This is a genomic window from Nonomuraea longicatena (assembly GCF_039525605.1).
In the GTDB taxonomy this organism is placed as follows: Bacteria; Actinomycetota; Actinomycetes; order Streptosporangiales; family Streptosporangiaceae; genus Nonomuraea; species Nonomuraea longicatena.
Map to the genome: position 1 here is coordinate 30,931 of NZ_BAAAHQ010000046.1, position 19,807 is coordinate 50,737.

A 19,807-nucleotide genomic window follows, 5' to 3' on the forward strand; every position below is an offset into this window, starting at 1 on the left:
TGCACGCCGCCTGCGCCACCGACATCGTCGACGCGCTGCCCGACGGCCTCGACGCCGTCGTCGCCGAAGCCGGGCGCGAGTTCTCCGGCGGCCAGCAGCAGCGGCTCCGGCTCGCCCGCGCCCTGCTCACCGACCCCGAGGTGCTCATCCTGGTCGAGCCCACCAGCGCCGTGGACGCCCACAGTGAGGCCCGCATCGCCGAACGCCTCGCCAAGGCCCGCGCCGGGCGCACCACGCTGGTCGTCACGACCAGCCCGCTCGTCCTCGACCGCACCGACCAGGTCGTCTACGTCCAGGACGGGCGCCTGCACGCCCAGGGCACCCACCGCGAGCTGCTCGACACCTCGCCCGAGTACACCGCCACCGTCACCCGAGGGGAGGACTGACCGTGTCCCGCCAGATCCTGCCGGTCGCCGACCGGCGCCAGGTCCGCGCCTACGCCAGGCGCCTGACGCTGAAATACCCGCGCGAACTCTCGCTGGCGCTGAGCCTGCACGGCCTGGCCGCCGTCTCAGGGCTCGCCGTCCCGTGGCAGCTCGGCCGCCTCGTCCAGGACGTCAAGGACGGGCAGCCGGTCAACGTCGCCCTCGTCGGCGGCGCCATCGCGGCCTTCCTGCTGGTGCAGGCGCTGCTCATCCGGTACGCCGTCCTCGCCTCCTCCCGGCTCGGCGAGCGGGTGCTGGCCGAGCTGCGGGAGGAGTTCGTCGACCGGGTGCTCGGGCTGCCGCTGTCCACCGTCGAACGGGCGGGCTCCGGCGACCTCATCACCCGCACCTCCCGCGACGTCGACGCGCTGTCCAGAACGGTGCGGCACGCCGTGCCCGAGACGCTGATCGCGCTGGTCACCTTCGCGATCACCATCGGCGCGATGCTCGTCGTCTCGCCGCTGATCATGGCCCCGATGCTGGTGGCCGTACCCATCCTGTGGGTGGCCACCCGCTGGTACCTGCGGCGGGCCCGCGACGGCTACCTGCGCGAGAACGCCGCCTACGCGGACATGACCGAGGGCCTCACCGAGACCGTCGAGGGCGCCCGCACGATCGAGGCGCTGGGCCTGCAGCGGCGGCGCGCCGAGCGCACCGACCGCGACATCTCCGGCTCCTTCCGGGCCGAGCGCTACACCCTCGGGTTGCGCACGGTCTGGTTCCCGGCGGCCGAGCTCGCCTACGTCCTGCCGGTGGTCGCGGGACTGCTGGTCGGCGGCATGTTCTACATCAACGACTGGGTGACCCTCGCCCAGGTCACCTCCGCCACGTTGTACGCCCAGCAGCTCATCGACCCGCTCGACCGCTTCCTGTCGTGGATCGACGAGCTCCAGGTCGGCGGCGCCTCGATGGCTCGGCTGCTCGGCGTCGCCAACGTGAAGGAGGACCGGGTCGCCACCGACGCCACCCCGTCGGGCGAACTGCTCAAGGCCGACGACGTCAGGTACGCCTACCGGGAGGGCCGCGACGTCCTCCACGGCGTCTCCCTCACCGTCGCGCCGGGGGAGCGGCTGGCCATGGTCGGGCCGTCCGGCGCGGGCAAGTCCACGCTCGGCCGCCTGCTGGCGGGCATCCACGGGCCGCGCACCGGCAGCGTCACCGTCGGCGGCGTGCCGCTGGTGGACCTGCCGCTCGACGACCTGCGCGGCCACGTCGCGCTCGTCACCCAGGAACACCACGTGTTCAAGGGCACCCTGCGCGACAACCTGCTCATCGCCAGGCCCGGCGCCTCCTCGGCCGACGTACGCGCGGCCCTGTCCGCGGTGGACGCGCTGGACTGGGTCGAGGCCCTGGACGAGGGGCTGGAGACCGAGGTCGGCTCCGGCGGCGCCGCCATCTCACCGGCGCAGGCCCAGCAGCTCGCGCTGGCCCGGCTGGTGCTCGCCGACCCGCACACGCTGGTGCTGGACGAGGCCACCTCGCTGATCGACCCCCGGGCGGCGCGCAACCTGGAGCGCTCGCTGGCCGCTGTCCTCGACGGCCGGACGGTGATCGCCATCGCGCACCGCCTCTACACCGCCCACGACGCCGACCGGGTGGCCGTGGTCGAGGACGGCCGCATCACCGAGCTGGGCAGCCACGACGAACTGGTCGCGGAGGGCGGCTCGTACGCCGCCCTGTGGTCGAGCTGGCACGGCAGCCCGGCCAAACGCTGAGCACACCCACGTGTACCTGCGGCCCCGTGATCTCGGGGCCGCCGGTACCGCGTGCTGGACTGCCTTGCGTCGGCCGCCGGTTCGCGCGGGTTCGTCAGCGGCTGACGGCCTTGCGGTACATCCGGGTCGCCAGCGGGACGAAGACCGCGAGGATCAGCGCCGACCACAGCAGCGAGGCCAGGACCGCGTTCTGCAGCGGCCAGGCGTCGGACACCGGCATCGCCGCGCTGGTGTTGCCGAAGAGTTCGCGCGCCGCCTGCGCCACCGCCGAGACCGGGTTCCACTCGGCGATCGTCTCCAGCGGGCCGGGCAGCCTGGAGCTCTGCACGAAGGTGTTGGCGACGAACGCCAGCGGGAAGACCACCACGGAGCTGGCGCTGTTGTAGGACTCCGGCGTGCGGATGAGCAGCGCGACCGTCGCCCAGACCCACGACAGCGAGTACGCGAACAGCAGCAGGATCGCGAAGCCCAGCATCGCCTCGCCGACCGAGGTGTCGATCCGCCAGCCCACCAGCAGCCCGGTCAGCGTCATCACGACCAGGCTGGCCACGTTGGCGAGCACGTCGCTCGCGGTCCGGCCGACCAGCACCGCCGACGGGGCCATCGGCAGGGTGCGGAAGCGGTCGATGGCCCCCCTCTGCAGGTCCTCCGTCAGCCCGTAGCCCGCGAGCGTCGCCCCGAAGATCACCGCCTGGACGAAGATGCCGGGCAGCAGGTACTCGCGGTACGACATGCCGGGGATCTCGATCGAGCTGCCGAACACGTACCCGAACAGCACCACGAACATGATCGGGGTGACGAGCACGACCCCGAGCCAGTCGGGGGACCGCCTGATCTTGATGACGTTCCTCTTGGCGATCGTCATGCCGTCGGCGAGCGCGTAGCCGAGTGTGCTCATCGCGCGTACTCCTTCGTGGTGTCGTGGCCGGTCAGTGACAGGAAGACGTCGTCGAGCGTCGGACGCCGCAGGCCGACCTCACGCAACCGCACCCCATGGGCCGCGAGCCTGCTCAGCCCGTCGGTGAGCGAGTCCGCCCCACTGGCGACCGGTACGGTCACCCGGTGGGCGTCGATCCGGATCTCGCCGACGGCGAGCGGGGTCAGCGTCTGCCGTACCAGGCCGAGGTCGGCGAAGTCGTGCACGGTGAGCTCGATCCGGTCGCCGCCGACGTGGTCCTTGAGCTCGTCGGCGGTGCCGAGCGCGATCACCCTGCCGTGGTCGACGACCGCGATCCGGTGGGCCAGACGGTCGGCCTCCTCCATGTACTGCGTGGTCAGCAGGACGGTCGTGCCGTCGGCGACCAGTTCGTCGACGATGTCCCACAGGTCGGCGCGGGCGCGGGGGTCGAGGCCGGTCGTGGGCTCGTCCAGGAAGACGACGGGCGGGGCGGCGACCAGGGCGCCGGCCAGGTCGATCCGGCGCCGCATGCCGCCCGAGTAGCCCTTGACCGGGCGGTCGGCGGCCTCGGTGAGGCGGAAGCGGTCGAGCAGTTCGCGGGCGCGCTGCCGGCTGCGTCTGCGGCCCAGGTGGTAGAGGCGGCCGACCATCTCCAGGTTCTCCGCGCCGGTCAGGTGGTCGTCCACGGCGGCGTACTGGCCGGAGACGCCGATGCGCCGCCGCAGCCGAGCGGCGTCCGCGACGACGTCGCATCCGGCGACCACGGCGCGGCCGGAGTCCGGCTTGAGCAACGTGGTCAGGACGCGGACAGTGGAGGTCTTGCCTGCGCCGTTCGGGCCGAGCAGGCCGAACACGGTGCCCTCCGGGACCGTGAGATCCATGCCGTCGAGGGCGACGACGGCTCCGTACTTCTTGACCAAGCCCTCGGCCATGATGGCGTCTGACATGATTTTTCTCCTTATTTCGGGCATGCCGAATACGGGTATGGGGTATCAGTCACACAGGGAGATCCCTGGAACGCCGCCGGCCGGTGGTGCCCCGGCTTCCGCCGGAGCGGCCACGGCGGGCGGCCTTTCGAGGCGCTCGCCGGGCCGGCTAGGCGCGGCGGATCAGGATGTCGCCCCAGGTCGAGTGGGCGCGGATCCTGACGGACTCCTCGGTCTCCGCAGGGCCGTCGCAGGCATCGAGCGTCACCTGCACCTCGCCCGAGTTGGAACTGACGTCGAGCAGGGCCGAGGTGCCGGGGCGGACGCCCACCTCGACCTCGCCGTGGTTGCTCTCGGCCACCACCGCGCCCCTGGCCACCTCGCCGACCTCGACCCGGCCGTAGGCGCTCTTGGCGCCCACGCCCGCCTGGGCCGTGCCGACCGTGATGTCACCGGAGCCGGTGCTCAGCCGCAGCTCACCGGAGACCGAGCCGATCGTGATGTCGCCGTTGGACGTCTTGGCGACCGCCGTGCCGTCGATCTCGCGGACCCTGATGTCGCCGTTGGTCGTGGTGACCTCGGTGTGGCCGAGGGTGCGCCGTACCGAGACGTCGCCGTCCTGGGTCCTGAGCTGGAGCCGGCCCGTCTCGTCGAGCCGGACGTCGCCCGCCGAGATGACGAGCCGGGTGTCGCCCAGCCGCCCGGTGCCGTGGACGTCCGCCGTGGCCTCGACGTCGAGGCGGGAGCCGCTCGGCAACTGGATCCTGACCTCGACCGAGCCGCTCCAGCCGAACCACCGGTTCTTCTTCTGCCTGGGCGTCTTCACGTGGAGTTCGCCGCGTGAGTACTCGACCTGGGTGAGCCGCGCGGCCGCCAGGTCGTCGTCGTCGTCGGGATCCTCGGCCACGACCTCGACGACGGTGTCCGGGCGGTCGCTCGCCTGGACGGAGACCCGGCCTGCGGGGACCGCGACCAACGCGGAGACGGGCTCCGGAGTGTCGAACACGTGCATGATGCTTCATCTCCTGTCGATGCGGTCTAGCGAACCCAGCCTGAGTAGCGCTTGCCGCCCCCGCTGGTCCCGCTCACCCGCGCGCGGCGGCTTTGGTCGGAGTCGGGGGTGAGGGCGGCGGACACCGCCCGCGAGAGCCAGGCGTTGACCGAGAGCGACTCGCGCTCGGCGGCCTCCTCGATGCGGCGCTTGAGGTGGTCCGGCACCCTCAGTGAGATCCGCGACGTGCCACCCTCCTCGCCCTCGGGCGCCACCGTTGACGCCACTGGTGACGTCACCGGTGGCGTCATGGCGGGTGGCAGTTCGGGCGCGGTGGTGTCGGGCATCGGCATCGAGACGACGAAGTCGGGGTCGCGCCCGCGCAGCCGTACGTCGACCGAGCCGGGGGCCAGGTCACGGGTGATCTCGTCGGTGGCGGCGGACAGGGCCTCCAGCAGGGTGAGCCGGGCGGCCGCGTCCAGCGAGGCGGCCAGCCGTTCGGCGACGGCCCTGGCCTCCTCGCCCGCGGCGGCGGCGGCGACGGCCAGCTCGCGGCGAAGGTACTCGACATACGGCGCTAGGTCCATGACGCCATAATGGCGCCTAAGTGGCGCCATGGCAAGAGGGGTGGCGTCAATACGACGGCGGAGGGCGGCTGGGCCGCGACGGAGTCAGCAGTTCGTCTTGACGGGAACGACGGCGTCCACCAGATAGCGGTCGATGTGTGCGCGGGCGCACGCGTTGTACTGGTGCAGGGTGTGGCCCGGCCCGTCCTGCGTGATCGTCGCGCTGCCCGGCACCTGGGCGATCACCCGCCCGGTCGCGTCGGACTCGTTCCAGGCGCCCGCGCCGAGCAGCGGCGGCAGGTTCGCGGGCAGCGGCTGCGGCGGGTTGGTGACCTTGGTCGGCCAGCCGACGCACCCCAGCATCCCGCCGACCGCCCCGATCCCCATCGCGCCCGTGTTCGGCGCCAGCTTGGCCAGCCTCGTGTACTGCGCCGCCATCTCCTTACGGCTGTCCGGGCGCGGGATCTCCGCGCACTCCGTCACCCCCGGCAGCAGCCCGTGGTAAGAACTCGTCCACCCCTCAGGACGGAACCCGGAGGAGTCGCCCGCCAGCCCGTCGCGCACGGCCGCCTTCAGCGTCGCCCACGCCGCGCCGCCGCGCCTGGCCAGCCCGATACCCCAGGCCCGCAGATCCTCGCCCCGGTAGGCGACGCCGGGGAACTTCCGCGCCGGGATCTCCGCCCGGTCGGCCTCGGCCAGCAACCTGCGCCAGTCGCGTTCGGCGCCACCGCCTGCCCAGCTGAAATAGCGGTCCATGGACGCCTCGTTGTCGCGGGCCAGTTCCTCGGTCTCAGCCTCCCAGCCCTTCGCCGGGCTGTGGCTGGAGGTGCCGTCGAGGACCATCGTCCGGACGGTCCCCGGCCCGCCGCGTCGGACCACGGGCCGTTTCCGGCGGCCCGCGGTCCGACCCGGGGATGTCAGCCCACGGTACGACGCAGTGCGTCACCCGTCAGCGAGCCCTGGAAGGCGAGCAGGTCGGCGGGGGTGCCGGTGAAGACGATCTCGCCGCCGTTCTTGCCGCCGTCGGGGCCGAGGTCGATGATCCAGTCGGCGTTCATGATCACGTCGAGGTTGTGCTCGATGACCACGACCGTGTTGCCCTGGTCGACCAGCCGGTCCATCAGCCCGAGCAGCGTGCTCACGTCCGACATGTGCAGGCCCGTGGTCGGCTCGTCCAGGACGTACACACTGCCGGTGCGCTGGAGCTGGGTGGCCAGCTTGATGCGCTGCCGCTCGCCGCCGGACAGGCTGCTGAGCGACTGGCCGAGGCTGAGATAGTCGAGGCCCACGTCGTTGAGCGCCCGCAGCTTGGGCCGCAGTGCCTTCTCCGTGAAGAAGTCGACCGCCACCTCGGCGGGCATCTCCAGGACGTCGGCGATCGACTTGCCGCGCAGCGTGTGCGCGAGCACCTCCTCCTTGAAGCGGCGGCCATCGCAGTCGTCGCAGTGGGTCGTCACCGGGTCCATGTACGCGACCTCGGTGATGATCACGCCTCGGCCCTGGCAGCCCTCGCAGGCTCCGGCGGAGTTGAAGCTGAACAGGCCCGGCGCGACCCCGTTGGCCTTGGCGAACAACTGCCTGATGCCGTCCATGACCCCGATGTAGGTGGACGGCGTCGAGCGGGCGGAGGCCCCGATCGCCGACTGGTCGACGAAGACCGAGTCGGGGTAGGTGCGCATGAAGACGTCGGCGATCAGGCTGGACTTGCCGGAGCCCGCCACGCCGGTCACCGCCGTGAGCACCCCGGTCGGCACGCTCACCGAGACGTTCTTCAGGTTGTGCAGGTCGGCGTTCTCGATCGGCAGCTTGCCGTCGGCCGTGCGCACGTCCGTCTTCAACGTCCCCGTACGGCGCAGCCCCGCCCCCGTCCGCGTGTCGGCCTGCCGCAGGTCCGCCACGCTGCCCTCGAAGACGATCTGCCCGCCGTGCGCGCCCGCCCCCGGGCCCACGTCCACGATGTGGTCGGCGACCTCGATGACGTCCGGGTCGTGCTCGACGACCAGCACCGTGTTGCCCTGGTCGCGCAGCGCCCGCAGCAGGTTGTTGAGCCTGCCGACGTCGCGCGGGTGCAGACCGGTGCTCGGCTCGTCGAAGATGTACGTCACGCCGATGAGCGTGCTGCCGAGGTGCTTGACCAGCTTGAGCCGCTGGCCCTCACCGCCGGACAGCGTGGCCGTCGGCCGGTCGAGGCTGAGGTAGCCGAGCCCGATGTCGGCCACCCGCTCCAGGGCGATCCTGGCGTTGTCGGCGAGCGGGGTGCCGAGCCCTGCCAGCACCTCGATCAGGTCGGTGACCTGCATGCGGGCGAATTCGGCGATGTTGCGCCCGGCGATGCGCGGAGCCAGCGCCTCCTGGCTGAGCCGCGCGCCCTCGCACAGCGTGCAGATGCCCTCGGTGATGAACGGCTTGACCGCCTCGCGGGTCTTCTCGCTGGTCTCGCGCTTGAGCTTGGTGCGCACGAAGCCGGTGACCAGTCCCTCGTACGTCATGTTGAACATGCCGCCGACCGAGACCTTGCCGCTGCCGTGGAGGAGTTCGTGCTCCTCCTCGGGCGTGTAGTCCTGGATCTTCTTGTCCGCGTCGAGCTTCTCGTGCGAGGCGTACATCTGCCAGGACACGCTGCCGACCTTGAAGCCGGGCATGAGGATCGCGCCCTCGTTGAGCGACTTCGTCCGGTCGATCATCAGTTCGGGCACGGGCTGGACGGCGCGCCCGATGCCGTCGCACTCCGGGCACATGCCCTTGGGGTCGTTGAAGGAGAACAGGTTGACCGGCAGGCCGCTCTCGCGCGAGAACAGCCCTCTGATCTGCGGCATGATGTCGGTCATCGTGCCGACGGTCGAGCGGGCGTTGCCGCTGACCGGCTTCTGGTCGACGATGACGGGCGTGGTCAGCCCGCTGATGGCGTCGGCGTAGGGCCGCTCGTACTTGGGCAGGAAGTTGCGGATGAACCAGCTGAAGGTGCCGTAGAGCTGGCGCTGGGCTTCGACGGCGATCGTGTCGAAGACGATCGAGGACTTGCCGGAGCCGGACACTCCGGTGAATACTGTGATCTTGTTCTTGGGGATCTCCAGGGAGACGTCCTTGAGGTTGTGCTCCCTGGCCCCGTTGATGCTGATCGTGCCGCCCACCGCGATCTTTTCCCCCTTTGTCGAAGGCAACAGCCGACCAGCCTAGCCGCTGCCTCCGACAAAACGGGCAAACTATTTCGAGGTGCCGGCCCCCAGCGAACGGCGCAGGAAGTCCACCTGGAACAGCAACATGTTCTCCGCCACGACCTCCTGCGGCGTCATGTGCGTCACCCCCGACAGCGGCAGCACACTGTGCCGACGGCCTGCCGCGAGCAGCGCGGACGACAGCCGCAGCGTGTGGGCCGCCACCACGTTGTCGTCGGCCAGCCCGTGGATCAGCAGCAGCGGACGCTCCTCCCCTTCGGTCTCGACCGACAGCGACGAACGGTCGTAGACGTCGGGCTGCTCGTCCGGGTGCCCGAGGTACCGCTCGCTGTAGGCCGTGTCGTACAACCGCCAGTCCGTCACCGGCGCCCCGGCGACCGCCGCGTGGAAGACGTCCGGCCTGCGCAGCACCGCCAGCGCCGCCAGATAGCCGCCGAACGACCAGCCCCTGATCGCCACCCGCGACAGGTCGAGGTCGGCGGCGTACTGCTCGGCCACCCCGTGCAGCGCGTCCACCTGGTCGTCGAGGATCGGGCCCGCCAGGTCGTCACGCACCGCCCGCTCGAAGGCCGGGCCCCGGCCCGGCGTGCCCCGGCCGTCGGCGATCACCACGGCGAAGCCCTGCTCGGCGAACCACTGCGCCTCCAGGTAGGAGCCGTGGCGCGAGAGCACCCGCTGGGCGTGCGGGCCACCGTACGGGTCCATGAGGACGGGCAGCGGACCGGAGCCCGACTCGTACCACGACGGCAGCACCACCGCCGTCGACAGCTCGCGGCGACCGGAACGGCCCAGCGAGACCCGCAGGTCGAGACCCGGACGCTCGGCCAGCGACGGGATCGGCACCGCCGTCCCGTCCCGCCTGACCACGGTCGTCGAGACGCCCTCGTTGTCGAGCGTCTGCTCGCTCAGCACGCCCACCCCGCCCGACATACGCCCGGAGAACACCCCGGACCTGGTCGAGACCGGCAGCAGTGAGTGCCCGTCGTACGTCCACAACTGGATCTCGCTCGGGTCGCCGCCGCTCGCCCGGAACAGCACGCTGTCATGGTCGACGTCGAGCACGTTACGCACATGCAGCGTCGGCGGCGTCACCGGCCGGTCGCCCACGAACAGGCGGTTGCCGCCGTCCGCCTGCGCGACCCACACCAGCGAGCCGTCGTCCAGGTGGGCGGGCACCCCGCCGAACACGTCCACCCACGCCGGGTCGGTGTCCTCGCGGACCAGCGTGGACGCCCCGGTCAGCGGATCGACGGAGAACAGCCGCGCCGCCTTCTGGTCACGGGGCATGGTCACGATCGACAGCGCGTGGGAGTCCCACCCGGCCGCCGACAGGTACTCGTCCTCGAACGGCACGGCCACCCGCGAGCCGTCCAGGCCGAGCACGAACAGCTCGACCCGCGCGTTCGGCGTGCCCGCCGCCGGGTAACGCTGCTCGGCCGCCGCCCGCGACGGGTTGGCCGGGTCGGCGATGTACCACGTGTGCACCGGCTCCTCGTCGGCCCGCTCGACCAGCAGCCGGTCGCTCGTCGGCGCCCACCAGTAGCCGCGCATGCGGTCGAGCTCCTCGGCGGCGATGAACTCGGCCAGGCCGTACGTGACCGTGGGGGACTCGGGACTCGCCAGCACGCGGTCGCGGCCTGCGGCCAGGTCGTGCACGTGCAGGGCGCCGCGCGTCACGTACGCGAGCGTGCGGCCGTCGGGGGACAGGCGCGGATCGACGACCGGACCCGCCGTCTCGATCCTGCGCGTCACGCCGTCGGCCAGCTCGGTGATGTACAGGCCGCCGGACAGGGCGAAGGCCGCCAGCCGCGCCTGGCGGTCGGTGGAGTAGGCGACCACGCCGCCCGCCTGCTCACGGCTGCGCTCGCGGCGGGCGCGCTCCTCGGGCGGCAGGTCCTCCTCGCCGGCGTCGAGCTTGCGCGGATCCACGACCAGGCGCTCGACGTGGGTCTCGGTGTCGAGCTCCCACAGGCAGGTCACCGGGTCGAGGCCGGACTGGGTCCGCAGGAAGAGCACCCTCGCGCCGTCGGGGGAGATCGTGAAGCCTCTGGGGACACCCAGGGTGAACCGGCGGGTCCTGGCCGACAGACGGGGAAAGCTCTCACTCATACCCCACATCCTGCCAGTACGCTCGAACACTATGACAGACCGGCGGCTCCTCCTCGTTCACGCTCACCCGGACGATGAAACGATCAACACCGGTGCCACCATGGCCAGGTATGCCGCCCAGGGCGCGCACGTCACGCTGGTGACCTGCACGCTGGGTGAGGAGGGCGAGGTGATCCCGTCCGAACTGGCCCACCTTGAAGGCGGACCCGGTCTGGGCCCTCATCGCATGGGCGAACTGGCTGCCTCCTTGGAGATCCTGGGCGTCGCGGACCACCGCTATCTCGGCGGCGCCGGCCGCTTTCGCGACTCCGGGATGATGGGCTCGCCGTCGAACGAGCACCCGGAAGCCTTCTGGCGGGCGCCCGTGGACACGGCCGCCGCCCTCCTGGCCGAGGTGATCGACGAGGTCCGGCCGCAGGTGCTGGTCACCTACGACGACTTCGGTTACTACGGGCATCCTGACCACATCCAGGCGCATCGGGTGGCCGTCCGGGCGGTGGAGCTCGCTTCGTGGCAGGTGGCCAAGTTCTACCTGGTCGCGACGGCGGAGTCGGTCATGCGGCGGGCCACCGAGGGGCTGCGCGCGTCCGGGACGTTCACCGCCGAGGACCTCACCTTCGGCACCCCCGACGCGGACATCACCACGGAGATCGACGGGCGGGCGTGGCTCGGCGCCAAGCTCGACGCGATGCGCGCCCAGCCGACGCAGCTCACCGTGCGGGAGCCGTACTTCGCGCTGTCCTCCGGGATCGGGCAGGTGGTGTCGGGGGTGGAGCACTTCGTGCTGCACCGGGGGGAGCGGGGGCGGGCCGTGCCGGGGGTGCCGGTGGAGGACGGCGGGCTCGGCGAGCCGTACACCCGCGAGAACGACCTGTTCGCCGGGATCGACTAACCTCGTACGCCATGGAGCAGTCGGCGCTGGGCGGGGCGGCCTACGGCATGTTGTTCGTGCTCGGGCTGGTGATGGGCCTGGTGGGCGGCTTCACGCAGGCCTGGTACGTGGGGACGGTGCCGGTGGCGGCGGTCGCGTGGGTGCTGGTGCTGTTCGGGGCCTGCCTGGGGGCCGGCAAGCTGATGAAGGGCAAGCTGGGGGCGGGGGTCGTCGGCGGGGGGTGGCTGGTGGTCTCGACGGTGTTCTCGCTCCAGGGGTCGGCGGGGGACATCGTGATCGCGGGCGACTCGGCCGGATACATCTACCTCTACGGCGGGTTGGTGGCGGTGGTGGCGGCCTTCCTGATGTCGCCGTCATCGCCGCGCTCCGGCTCGTGGCTGCTGTCGTGAGCCTCTCTCCCAAGACATAGCGCCCGTCAGGGCGCAGGGTCCTGACGGCGCCAAGGCACAGGGCCTGTGACGGCGCCGAAGCACAGGCCCTGTGACGGCGAAGCCCTCCTGACCGCCACCCGCCGCACTCCGGCTGACGGCCTCCAGGAACACGCTCCTCCCCGCTCTTGTGCCCGCCGTGACGCCGCCCTGCCTACCCGGGGCCGTGGCCCGCGCCGGCCACCGTAAGACGGCGCCGAACACCACCGACCAACGTCTCGCCGCGCGGCGCCGGGTAACCCCGTGGGGCGGCTCAGAGGGACTGCGGCAGGGGGCGGCTGAGGTAAGGCCGCCCCCTGGTGGTCAGGGTGTGGCAGGGCAGGTCGGCGGGGTGGTCGCCTGGCCGGAGTAGAGCTGATCGGCGGGTGCCTGGTCGCTCGGAAGCGCAGGCGGTGGCGGTGGCGGGGTGTCGGTCGGTGCCGGGAGGAGGTGTGCGCCAACCGGCGGTGTGGCGGCCTGCGGCGTGGTGTTCGTGGGGTCGGGGGAGGGGGCCACAGCGGCCGTCGGTGGCGTCGGTGCGGGCCGGCACGTCACAGTGACCGTCGGAGTCACTGTCGAAGTCACCGTCATCGTCGGAGTGACGAATACGGTCTCTCTCAAAGTCACCGGTACCGTCACCGGGGGCGGTGTGGTCGTCGTCGTCACCGTGGACTGGTTGGTGACGGTCGCCGTCGAGCGGACGGTCGCGGTCGACGTGGCCGTCGCCGTCGTCGTCGCGGTCGCCGTCGTCGAGCTGGTGACCGTCGAGGTGGCCCGGTTCGCCGGTGTGGCCGTCACCGTCCGGGTCGGCCACGGCAGTACCTTGACCTTCACCGTCGGCTTGCCGCGTGTCTTGTACGTGCCCTTCCCGAGCCGCTTGCTCGTCTGGCCCGCCCCGGTCGTCACCGGCAGCTCCGCCGTACTCGTCCGGCACGACTTGCCCCGGCACACCCGCTGCTTGACCGTGAACCTGGCGGCACCGCCATACCTCACCCGTACATCGAGGTACGACACGCCCTTCTTCTTGACGACCTTGGCCGTCGCGGTGTACTTCCCCACTGTGGGAGTCGGGGTGCTGGAGGAGGCCGGTAACGCCAGCCGGGCACCGACGAGGTGGCTGGTGTCGCTCATCGGGTCGGAGGCCGACGTCTGCGTGATCGCGACGCCGCCGACCGTGGCGAGCCCCAGTGTTCCGACTACCGCAGTCAGGATGGCGAGTCTCATAATCCTGCTCTTGTAGGAGATTTCAGGACGTGGGCCATTATTCCTTCTTGTCAAGAATGGTCAATCTATGGGAACTGCCTACCGCCTCCGGCAGGTCGTGAACCTGGTCAGCCTGGCGACCCCGCTCGGCCTTCTCGTCGCCCTCGTCGGTGGCGCCACCCGCAGCCCCGGCCCCGACGGGCTCATTCTCGCCTACGGCTACCGCTACCGCTTCCCCGTCGCCGGGGCCTTCACCGTCGGCAACGTCGTCCTCACCCGCCACCACCACCTCGACGACCGCCTGATCAGGCACGAGGCCCGCCACGCCACCCAATGGGCCTGCTGCGCGGGCCTGCCCATGCTTCCCCTCTACCTGCTCGCCATGCTCGTCTCCGTCGCGGTCTGCGGCCACCAGGCCGCCTACAACGTCTTCGAACGCCTGGCCGACCTGGACGACGGCGGCTATCCGCACGTCCCGCCCAGGTGGAGAAAGGCCGCAACGGGGGACAAAAAGGAGTGACCGGTCGATTACACAGTGCAGGGGGTAGCTCATGACGCGGGCCGCGCCGGCACCGTACCGGCCTGAGGACTTCCGTGACCGCCTCACGGCGCCGCTGCCCGAGTTCCGCGAACTGCTGAGCGTCGCCTGGCACGGGGGCTTCCGCCCCGACATCGGCGACGCCGACCGCATCCCGGTACTGCGCGGCGGCGGCCTGCCCAGGGCCGCCCTGGGGGAGACCCTGCTCACCTGGGTCGGGCACTCCAGCTTCGTGGTGCAGATCGGCGGCCTGACCGTCCTGACCGACCCGGTGTGGTCGCGGCGCATCCCGGGTATCCGGCAGCGGCTGACCCCGCCGGGCGTCGCCTGGAGCGACCTGCCCCGCGTCGACGCCGTCGTGATCAGCCACAACCACTACGACCACCTCGACGCCCCGACGATCCGGCGGCTGCCCAGAACGACCGCCTGCCTGGTGCCCGCCAAGCTGGGCGCCTGGTTCACCCGGCGCGGATTCACCGACGTACGCGAACTCGACTGGTGGGAGTCCACGGTGGTGGGCGGCGTCGGGTTCGACTTCGTGCCCGCCCACCACTGGAGCAGGCGCACCCCCTGGGACACCTGCAAGACCCTGTGGGGCGGCTGGGTGATCGGCGGCTCGGTGTACTTCGCGGGCGACACCGCCTACGGCGAACGGCTGGCGCAGATCGGTGAACGCCACCCGGGCCTGGACGTGGCGCTCATGCCCGTGGGCGCGTACGAGCCCAACTGGTTCATGCGGGCCGCGCACGTCAGCCCGGCCGAGGCCGTCCAGGGCTGCCTCGACACGGGTGCGAGACGCATGGCGACCATGCACTGGGGCACCTTCGTGCTGTCCGCCGAGCCGTTGCTCGCGCCCGTCGAGGAGACCAGGGACGCCTGGCGGCGCCACGGTCTCCCCCGCGAGGACCTGTGGGACCTCGCCGTGGGGGAGACCCGCTCGCTAGGGCCGTAGCACGAGCTTGTGGACGCGCTCTCCGGCCATCGGCAGCATCCGGCCCTCGGCCCAAAGCGCCGCCTGGTCCCAGTAGTTCGGGTGGAAGGCGTGGCCGGAGGCGCCGGTCAGATTGATCCACTGCGACTTGGACAGATCGGACAGGTCCGCGACCATGCGCATCGACGGGACCGCGTTGATCTCGTAGCCCTTCTTGGCGTTCCAGCCGTTGGCGTTGACCGCGTCCTTGCCGCCGGGGGCGGCGAACGGTCCCCGGTTGAACAGCCACTCCACGGGGCCGATGCCGGAGGTGCCGAAGGTGGCGTTCGTGAGCGTGAGCGTGTGCAGGTCGCCCCAGCGCCAGGACTTCACGTCGGAGCCGAGCCGGTCGGCGAGTTCGCCGTACGCACTGGCCATCGCCTGCCGTAGCACGTCGTCGCGGGTCTCGATGATCCCCTCGGTACGCGTGTCGTCCCAGAACGGGTCGGCCGGTTCGTCCAGCAGGCCGGCCACGACCTCGTACCAGCGGTCGCCGCCCGCCGGCCTGGCCGCCTCCGGCAGGTCGTCGTCGAACAGGCCCTTGAGCAGATGGCGCCAGACGGCGTTGAAGTACGCCGAGGGCGCGGAGCCCACGTCCTGGGCGCCGTCCCAGTCCTTGAGCAGGTCGCGCGCCTTGGCGCTCGGGCCCGCCAGCGGCACCTTCGCCAGCGCGGGCACCAGCGTCCTGGCGAAGCCGTTGCGGGTGTCGCGCTGGATCTCCGACATGGTGGCGGCGGTGACCTTGCCCTTCTGGATCTCCTGGTCGAGGCGGTCGAGGATGCGCTGGGAGCGGTAACCGTACGCCCAGTCCTTGGTCAGGAGGGGGCCGTAGGCGGCCGGGTTGATCACCGCGTTGTTGGCGGTGACGATGAAGCCCTCGGGCGGGTTCGTGACCGTGGGGAGCTGGTCGAAGGGGATCGGCTGCTCCTGCCAGTCGTGCTCGCCGGTCCAGCCGGGCACCGGCCAGGTGCCGTCGCCCTTCGACCTGACGGGGATGCGGCCGGGCGCCTGGTAGCCGATGCGGCCGCCGGTGTCGGCGTACACGAGGTTCTGGGCGGGGACCTCGAACAGGGAGGCGGCCGACTGGAACTCGTCCCAGTTCGACGCCCGGTTGAGCTCGAAGATCGCATCAGCGGTACGGCCCGGCGTCAGCGCGGTCCACTGCAGTGCGACGGCGGTGGCCTCGCCCGTGGGCTTGACGGCGTCCATGACCTCGTTGACGAGCGGCCCGTGCCTGGTCGTGCGGACCGTGATCGTCACCGGCTGCCCGCCCGCCACCTTGATCTGCTCCTGGCGGGTGGTGAGTTTCTCCCACGAGCCCCGGTACAGGTACGTGTCGTCCTTGACCTGCTCAAGGAACAGGTCGGAGACGTCTGGGGCGAGGTTGGTGAACCCCCACGCGATCTTGTCGTTCTGTCCGATGATCACGCCGGGGACGCCGGAGAAGGAGAAGCCGGTGACGTCGAACGCGCACTCGTCGCTCTTCTTGCGGCAGTGCAGCCCGGTCTGGTACCAGACGGACGGCATCGAGGGCGCCAGGTGCGGGTCGTTGGCCAGCAGCGGCTTGCCCGAGGCGGTGTGCTCGCCGGAGACGACCCACGAGTTGGAGCCGATGCCGTCGCCGGAGCCGAGTGTGCTGGGGACGGCGTCGAAGGCGGCCGCGGCCTGGGTGAGCGCCCGGGTGCCGGTGGCGGGCCGGGGCTCGGCCCGCTCGTCGAAGCGGTCGCCGGACACGGTGCCCCGGGTGACGATCGGCTGGTGCTTGCCGAAGGGGTAGCCGGGGTAGAGCTGCTCGACGCGTTCCCTCGGCAGCTTGGTCGCCGCGAGGGCGCGGTCGATCTCGTCCTCCATGTTGGAGCGCAGGTCCCAGGCCATGGCCTTGAGCCAGGCGACGGAGTCGAGCGGGGTCCAGGGCTCGGGGCGGTAGCCGGAGTTCTGGAGCTTGAGCACGGAGTATTCGAGGCTGCGCTGGGAGGCGTCCGGGTTGGCCTTGAGCCACTCGTTGACGCCTCGGGCGTAGGCGTCGAGGTAGCCGCGGGTGCGCTCATTGAGCATCGCCAGCTCCTGCTCGGCGACGCGACGCCAGCCCATGGTCCTGATGGCCTTGTCGTTGTCGAGGGTGCTCGCGCCGAACATCTCGGACAGGCGCCCGGCGGTCACGTGCCGCCGGAAGTCCATCTCCCAGAAACGGTCCTGCGCGTGGACGTACCCCTGGGCGAGGAAGAGGTCTGCGGCCCGGTCAGCGTAGATCTGCGGAATTCCCGCTTTATCACGATAAATCTCCACATTTCCGGACAGCCCGGGGACCTGCAGCTCACCCTCCACCTGCGGGAACGACTGCCGCACGATCACCACCACGACGGCCGCCAGCACCGCCACCAGCGCCACCAGCACGGTGAGCACCCGCGCCGACCACCTGACGGGCCCCGGCAGCCACGCGAACGGCCTCAACCTCACAGTCGACCTCCCTCTCCGCGCCCCAGTCTGGCAGCGCTCCGGACCGGCTCGATCCAGTCCGTCCCTCGGTGGGTTAGAGCCCTCCGCCGAGGTCCGGGTTTGACGAATCATCCATTACGGTCCCCCACGCCCACGCCCCCCGCCGTCCCGCTCCCGGCCTCTCCGGCGACACTCGCCGACGCTCCCACCGCCCCCGACGAGCGCCCGGAACGCCCCTCCCGCGCCCAGAGGGCAACCTGGGTGCAACGTCACAGGGCATATGGTGCGCACAGGTGCCCGCACCCACGTCCCCGCAGCGGATGCCGGGCGCCCGGGGGCGGACGGTGCCTGCCATGCCGTCCGCCCACCTCTGCTCCTGACTGAACGACCAGCCAGCATAACCCGCACGGCACCCGCCAGAACACCGAGACCGGCCGAGCGTCCGCCCGAGCCGCCCTGTGGGTCGGCCCCGTGTGTCGGCCCCTGTGTTGCCCCCCGTGTCGGCCCTTTGTGTCGGCTCAGCGCTTGCCGATCTCCACCGGCAGATCCAGCCCCAGCACCCGGTCCAGGTGCAGGAACGACTCCAGCTTCGCCCCCGCCGCCACCTCGGGATCCCGTTCGAGCTCCTGCAGTTCCCGTAGCGCCCCCGGCGTGTCGAGGTCCTCCTCGACGGCGGTCAGCACCCGCTCCACCCGTTCCCGCGCCATCGGCGCGCTGGGCGACTCCGCCCAGTCCGCGACCCGCGCCCGCCATCGTCGCAGCGCCGTGTCGGCCGCCTGGAGCTCGTCCCAGCCCAACGCGGCAGGTTCCCGGTAGTGGCGCTCAAGCATGGCCATCCGCAGCGCGAGTGGATCGAGCCCGGCCGCCTCGCCCCCCTCGACCGCCACCCCCTCGACCAGCATCGGCGCGACCAGCAGCCGGTGCTCGGACTCGACCCGCCCAGCCTCTGCGGCCGACCCGGCGGAGCCGAACGAGACGACAAGCGCCCCCTCGGAATCGGACACGCCGGAATCAGGAAGGCCGGAGCCGGGAGGCCCAGGGGTCGTGGAGTCGGCGGGACGGATGTTGAGTGCGGCGCACTCGCCCAGGAAACCGTCCTCCAGCGCGGGGCCGGTCGTGAAGACCCGCACCCGCCGTACTTCGAGCACCCGCCGGATCAGATCGGGCAGCAGCGCGGCGCGCAGCCCCCGGACCCCGTGCGAGCGCATCCGCACCACGCCGGACGCCGCGACGGGCTCCAGCCTGCCGGTCCGCGTGTCGTGGAGGCGCAGCATACGTCCGAGCTTAGGCGCTCAGACCCCGAACAACGCTCACGCACCGAAGAACGCTCAGACCCCGAGGAAGCCGAGGATGTCACGGTCGCCACGCTCGCGCAGCCGGTTGATCACCTCGTCGGGCGTGGCCGTCTCGGGCAGTCCGATGCGGGCGCCGATCAGGTGCAGCGCCTCCGCCTCGGAGTTGACCGGAGCGGTGTAACCGATCAGGTGCATCGCCCGCCCGATCGGCGACAGCGCCGGATTGGCGGCGGGCAGGTGGCGGGTGAGCAGTTCGCCCCCGTCGGAGACGGTGAGGAAGACGTGGTCGCCCTCCGACGCCTTGAAGTCGGTCAGCACGTTGCGGATCGAACCCATGGTCGGCTGGTTGTGCCAGCTCACCACCACGTCACCGGAGGTCGTCGCGGCCGTGAGCTGCCCGCCGGGTGCCATGCCGAGATAGGCGGCGAACCCGGTCGGCAGCGGCGACCCGGACCCTCGAAGGTGCTCGGCGCCGATGTCGACGCGGTGCCACCAGCGCCCGTCGCGGCTGCGGAAGCTGCGCCGTGTCTCGGAGACGTCCTTGCGCGGCTGGTACGGCTCGACCACCTCGCCGGGCTGCGCGGTGCCGGCGACGCGGATCCAGCCGCGCTGGGTGCGCTCGAAGCCGGGCCCTCCGGCGTACGCGCGCACCGAGCTTTCGCTGACGTCGTACTTGCCGGTCAGCGAGCTGACGACGGTGCTGACCGAGGCTTCGCCGCCGGCCCGCTCGATCTCGCGGACGATCATCTCGCGGATGCCGAGGTACTCGTCGCCGCCCCAGCGGGTCAGGCCGTACTTGTTGCGGTCGAGACGCAGGAAACGGCGGTCGGCGGTGAGCTGGTTGCGGATGCCGACCAGGCTGTAGTCCTCGCCGATGCGCTCCTGGATCTCCTCGGGCGACAGCGGCTTGCCCGCGACCGCCAGCACGGCCTCGGCCTTGTCGTTGACGCTGCGCGGCCACGGCACCACGTACTGGTCGAGGACGCGCAGGTTGGGCACGGCGACGATCCAGTGTTCCGCGACGTCCTCGCGCACGCCGAGCTGGGTGACCATGGCGGCCCCCTCCGCCATCGGGCGGGGCCCGTCGGCGAACAGTTGCCTGGTCTTCTCGCGCAGGTCGTCCGCGCCGCCGGCGACGAGCCAGCCGTCCACCTGCTCGTACCCGGTGAGCAGGGTGCGGACGAACCGCCACGCGGGAATGCCGAGCGTGCCGAGGTCGGCGCGGTGCCATGGGACGGCGGCGGCGAGGTCGTCGGCCGG

Annotated in this window: 17 protein-coding genes; 7 read left to right on the top strand and 10 right to left on the bottom strand. The window is 71.4% G+C overall.

Features of this window, described 5'->3' with window-relative positions; genetic code table 11:
* Window positions 1-386, top strand: a 386-nt coding sequence (locus tag ABD120_RS34105; protein WP_343954418.1) for an ATP-binding cassette domain-containing protein, incomplete at its 5' end; no start/stop codon positions are given.
* A gap of 2 nt (window positions 387-388) precedes the next feature.
* Window positions 389-2,140: an ABC transporter ATP-binding protein gene (locus ABD120_RS34110; protein WP_343954419.1), complete on the top strand. Its 1,752-nt coding sequence runs from the start codon at window positions 389-391 to the stop codon at window positions 2,138-2,140.
* Between the two features lie 94 nt (window positions 2,141-2,234).
* Here ABD120_RS34110 and ABD120_RS34115 read toward each other — a convergent pair whose 3' ends face one another.
* From ABD120_RS34115 to ABD120_RS34145, 7 genes are all read right to left on the bottom strand, one after another.
* Window positions 2,235-3,038 (bottom strand): ABC transporter permease, encoded by an 804-nt coding sequence (locus tag ABD120_RS34115; protein ID WP_343954420.1) that lies wholly within the window; start codon window positions 3,036-3,038, stop codon window positions 2,235-2,237.
* A complete protein-coding gene (locus ABD120_RS34120; protein ID WP_343954421.1) occupies window positions 3,035-3,985 on the bottom strand; it encodes an ATP-binding cassette domain-containing protein in 951 nt (316 codons plus the stop codon). Before ABD120_RS34120 ends, ABD120_RS34115 begins: the two co-directional genes overlap by 4 nt.
* A gap of 148 nt (window positions 3,986-4,133) precedes the next feature.
* Complete coding sequence (locus ABD120_RS34125; protein WP_343954422.1) at window positions 4,134-4,976, bottom strand: DUF4097 family beta strand repeat-containing protein; 843 nt, start codon at window positions 4,974-4,976, stop codon at window positions 4,134-4,136.
* A 26-nt stretch (window positions 4,977-5,002) separates the two neighbouring features.
* Complete coding sequence (locus tag ABD120_RS34130) at window positions 5,003-5,542, bottom strand: toxin-antitoxin system HicB family antitoxin (RefSeq protein WP_343954423.1); 540 nt, start codon at window positions 5,540-5,542, stop codon at window positions 5,003-5,005.
* Between the two features lie 84 nt (window positions 5,543-5,626).
* Entirely contained in the window at window positions 5,627-6,364 is a 738-nt protein-coding gene (locus ABD120_RS34135; RefSeq protein ID WP_343954424.1) for an alpha/beta hydrolase, read from the bottom strand.
* 74 nt (window positions 6,365-6,438) lie between these two features.
* Window positions 6,439-8,652: an ATP-binding cassette domain-containing protein gene (locus ABD120_RS34140; RefSeq protein ID WP_343954425.1), complete on the bottom strand. Its 2,214-nt coding sequence runs from the start codon at window positions 8,650-8,652 to the stop codon at window positions 6,439-6,441.
* A 72-nt stretch (window positions 8,653-8,724) separates the two neighbouring features.
* Entirely contained in the window at window positions 8,725-10,806 is a 2,082-nt protein-coding gene (locus tag ABD120_RS34145) for a S9 family peptidase (RefSeq protein ID WP_343954426.1), read from the bottom strand.
* Window positions 10,807-10,837: 31 nt separating this feature from the next.
* Here ABD120_RS34145 and mshB point away from each other — a divergent pair, with 31 nt between their 5' ends.
* From mshB to ABD120_RS34170, 5 genes are all read left to right on the top strand, one after another.
* A complete protein-coding gene (gene mshB / locus ABD120_RS34150) occupies window positions 10,838-11,698 on the top strand; it encodes an N-acetyl-1-D-myo-inositol-2-amino-2-deoxy-alpha-D-glucopyranoside deacetylase (RefSeq protein WP_343954427.1) in 861 nt (286 codons plus the stop codon).
* Window positions 11,699-11,709: 11 nt separating this feature from the next.
* Complete coding sequence (locus ABD120_RS34155; RefSeq protein ID WP_343954428.1) at window positions 11,710-12,087, top strand: DUF6113 family protein; 378 nt, start codon at window positions 11,710-11,712, stop codon at window positions 12,085-12,087.
* Between the two features lie 445 nt (window positions 12,088-12,532).
* A complete protein-coding gene (locus ABD120_RS34160; RefSeq protein ID WP_343954429.1) occupies window positions 12,533-13,345 on the top strand; it encodes a hypothetical protein in 813 nt (270 codons plus the stop codon).
* Between the two features lie 51 nt (window positions 13,346-13,396).
* Window positions 13,397-13,828, top strand: coding sequence for a hypothetical protein (locus tag ABD120_RS34165; RefSeq protein WP_343954430.1), 432 nt, complete (start codon window positions 13,397-13,399; stop codon window positions 13,826-13,828).
* 31 nt (window positions 13,829-13,859) lie between these two features.
* On the top strand, window positions 13,860-14,798 hold the full coding sequence (locus ABD120_RS34170) for an MBL fold metallo-hydrolase (protein ID WP_343954431.1): 939 nt from the start codon (window positions 13,860-13,862) through the stop codon (window positions 14,796-14,798).
* Here ABD120_RS34170 and ABD120_RS34175 read toward each other — a convergent pair.
* From ABD120_RS34175 to ABD120_RS34185, 3 genes are all read right to left on the bottom strand, one after another.
* Window positions 14,787-17,273: a penicillin acylase family protein gene (locus tag ABD120_RS34175; protein ID WP_343954432.1), complete on the bottom strand. Its 2,487-nt coding sequence runs from the start codon at window positions 17,271-17,273 to the stop codon at window positions 14,787-14,789. The genes ABD120_RS34170 and ABD120_RS34175 overlap by 12 nt on opposite strands.
* A gap of 497 nt (window positions 17,274-17,770) precedes the next feature.
* Window positions 17,771-18,526, bottom strand: coding sequence for a cysteine--tRNA ligase (locus tag ABD120_RS34180; RefSeq protein ID WP_343954433.1), 756 nt, complete (start codon window positions 18,524-18,526; stop codon window positions 17,771-17,773).
* Between the two features lie 54 nt (window positions 18,527-18,580).
* Window positions 18,581-19,807, bottom strand: a 1,227-nt coding sequence (locus ABD120_RS34185) for a hypothetical protein (RefSeq protein WP_343954435.1), incomplete at its 5' end; no start/stop codon positions are given.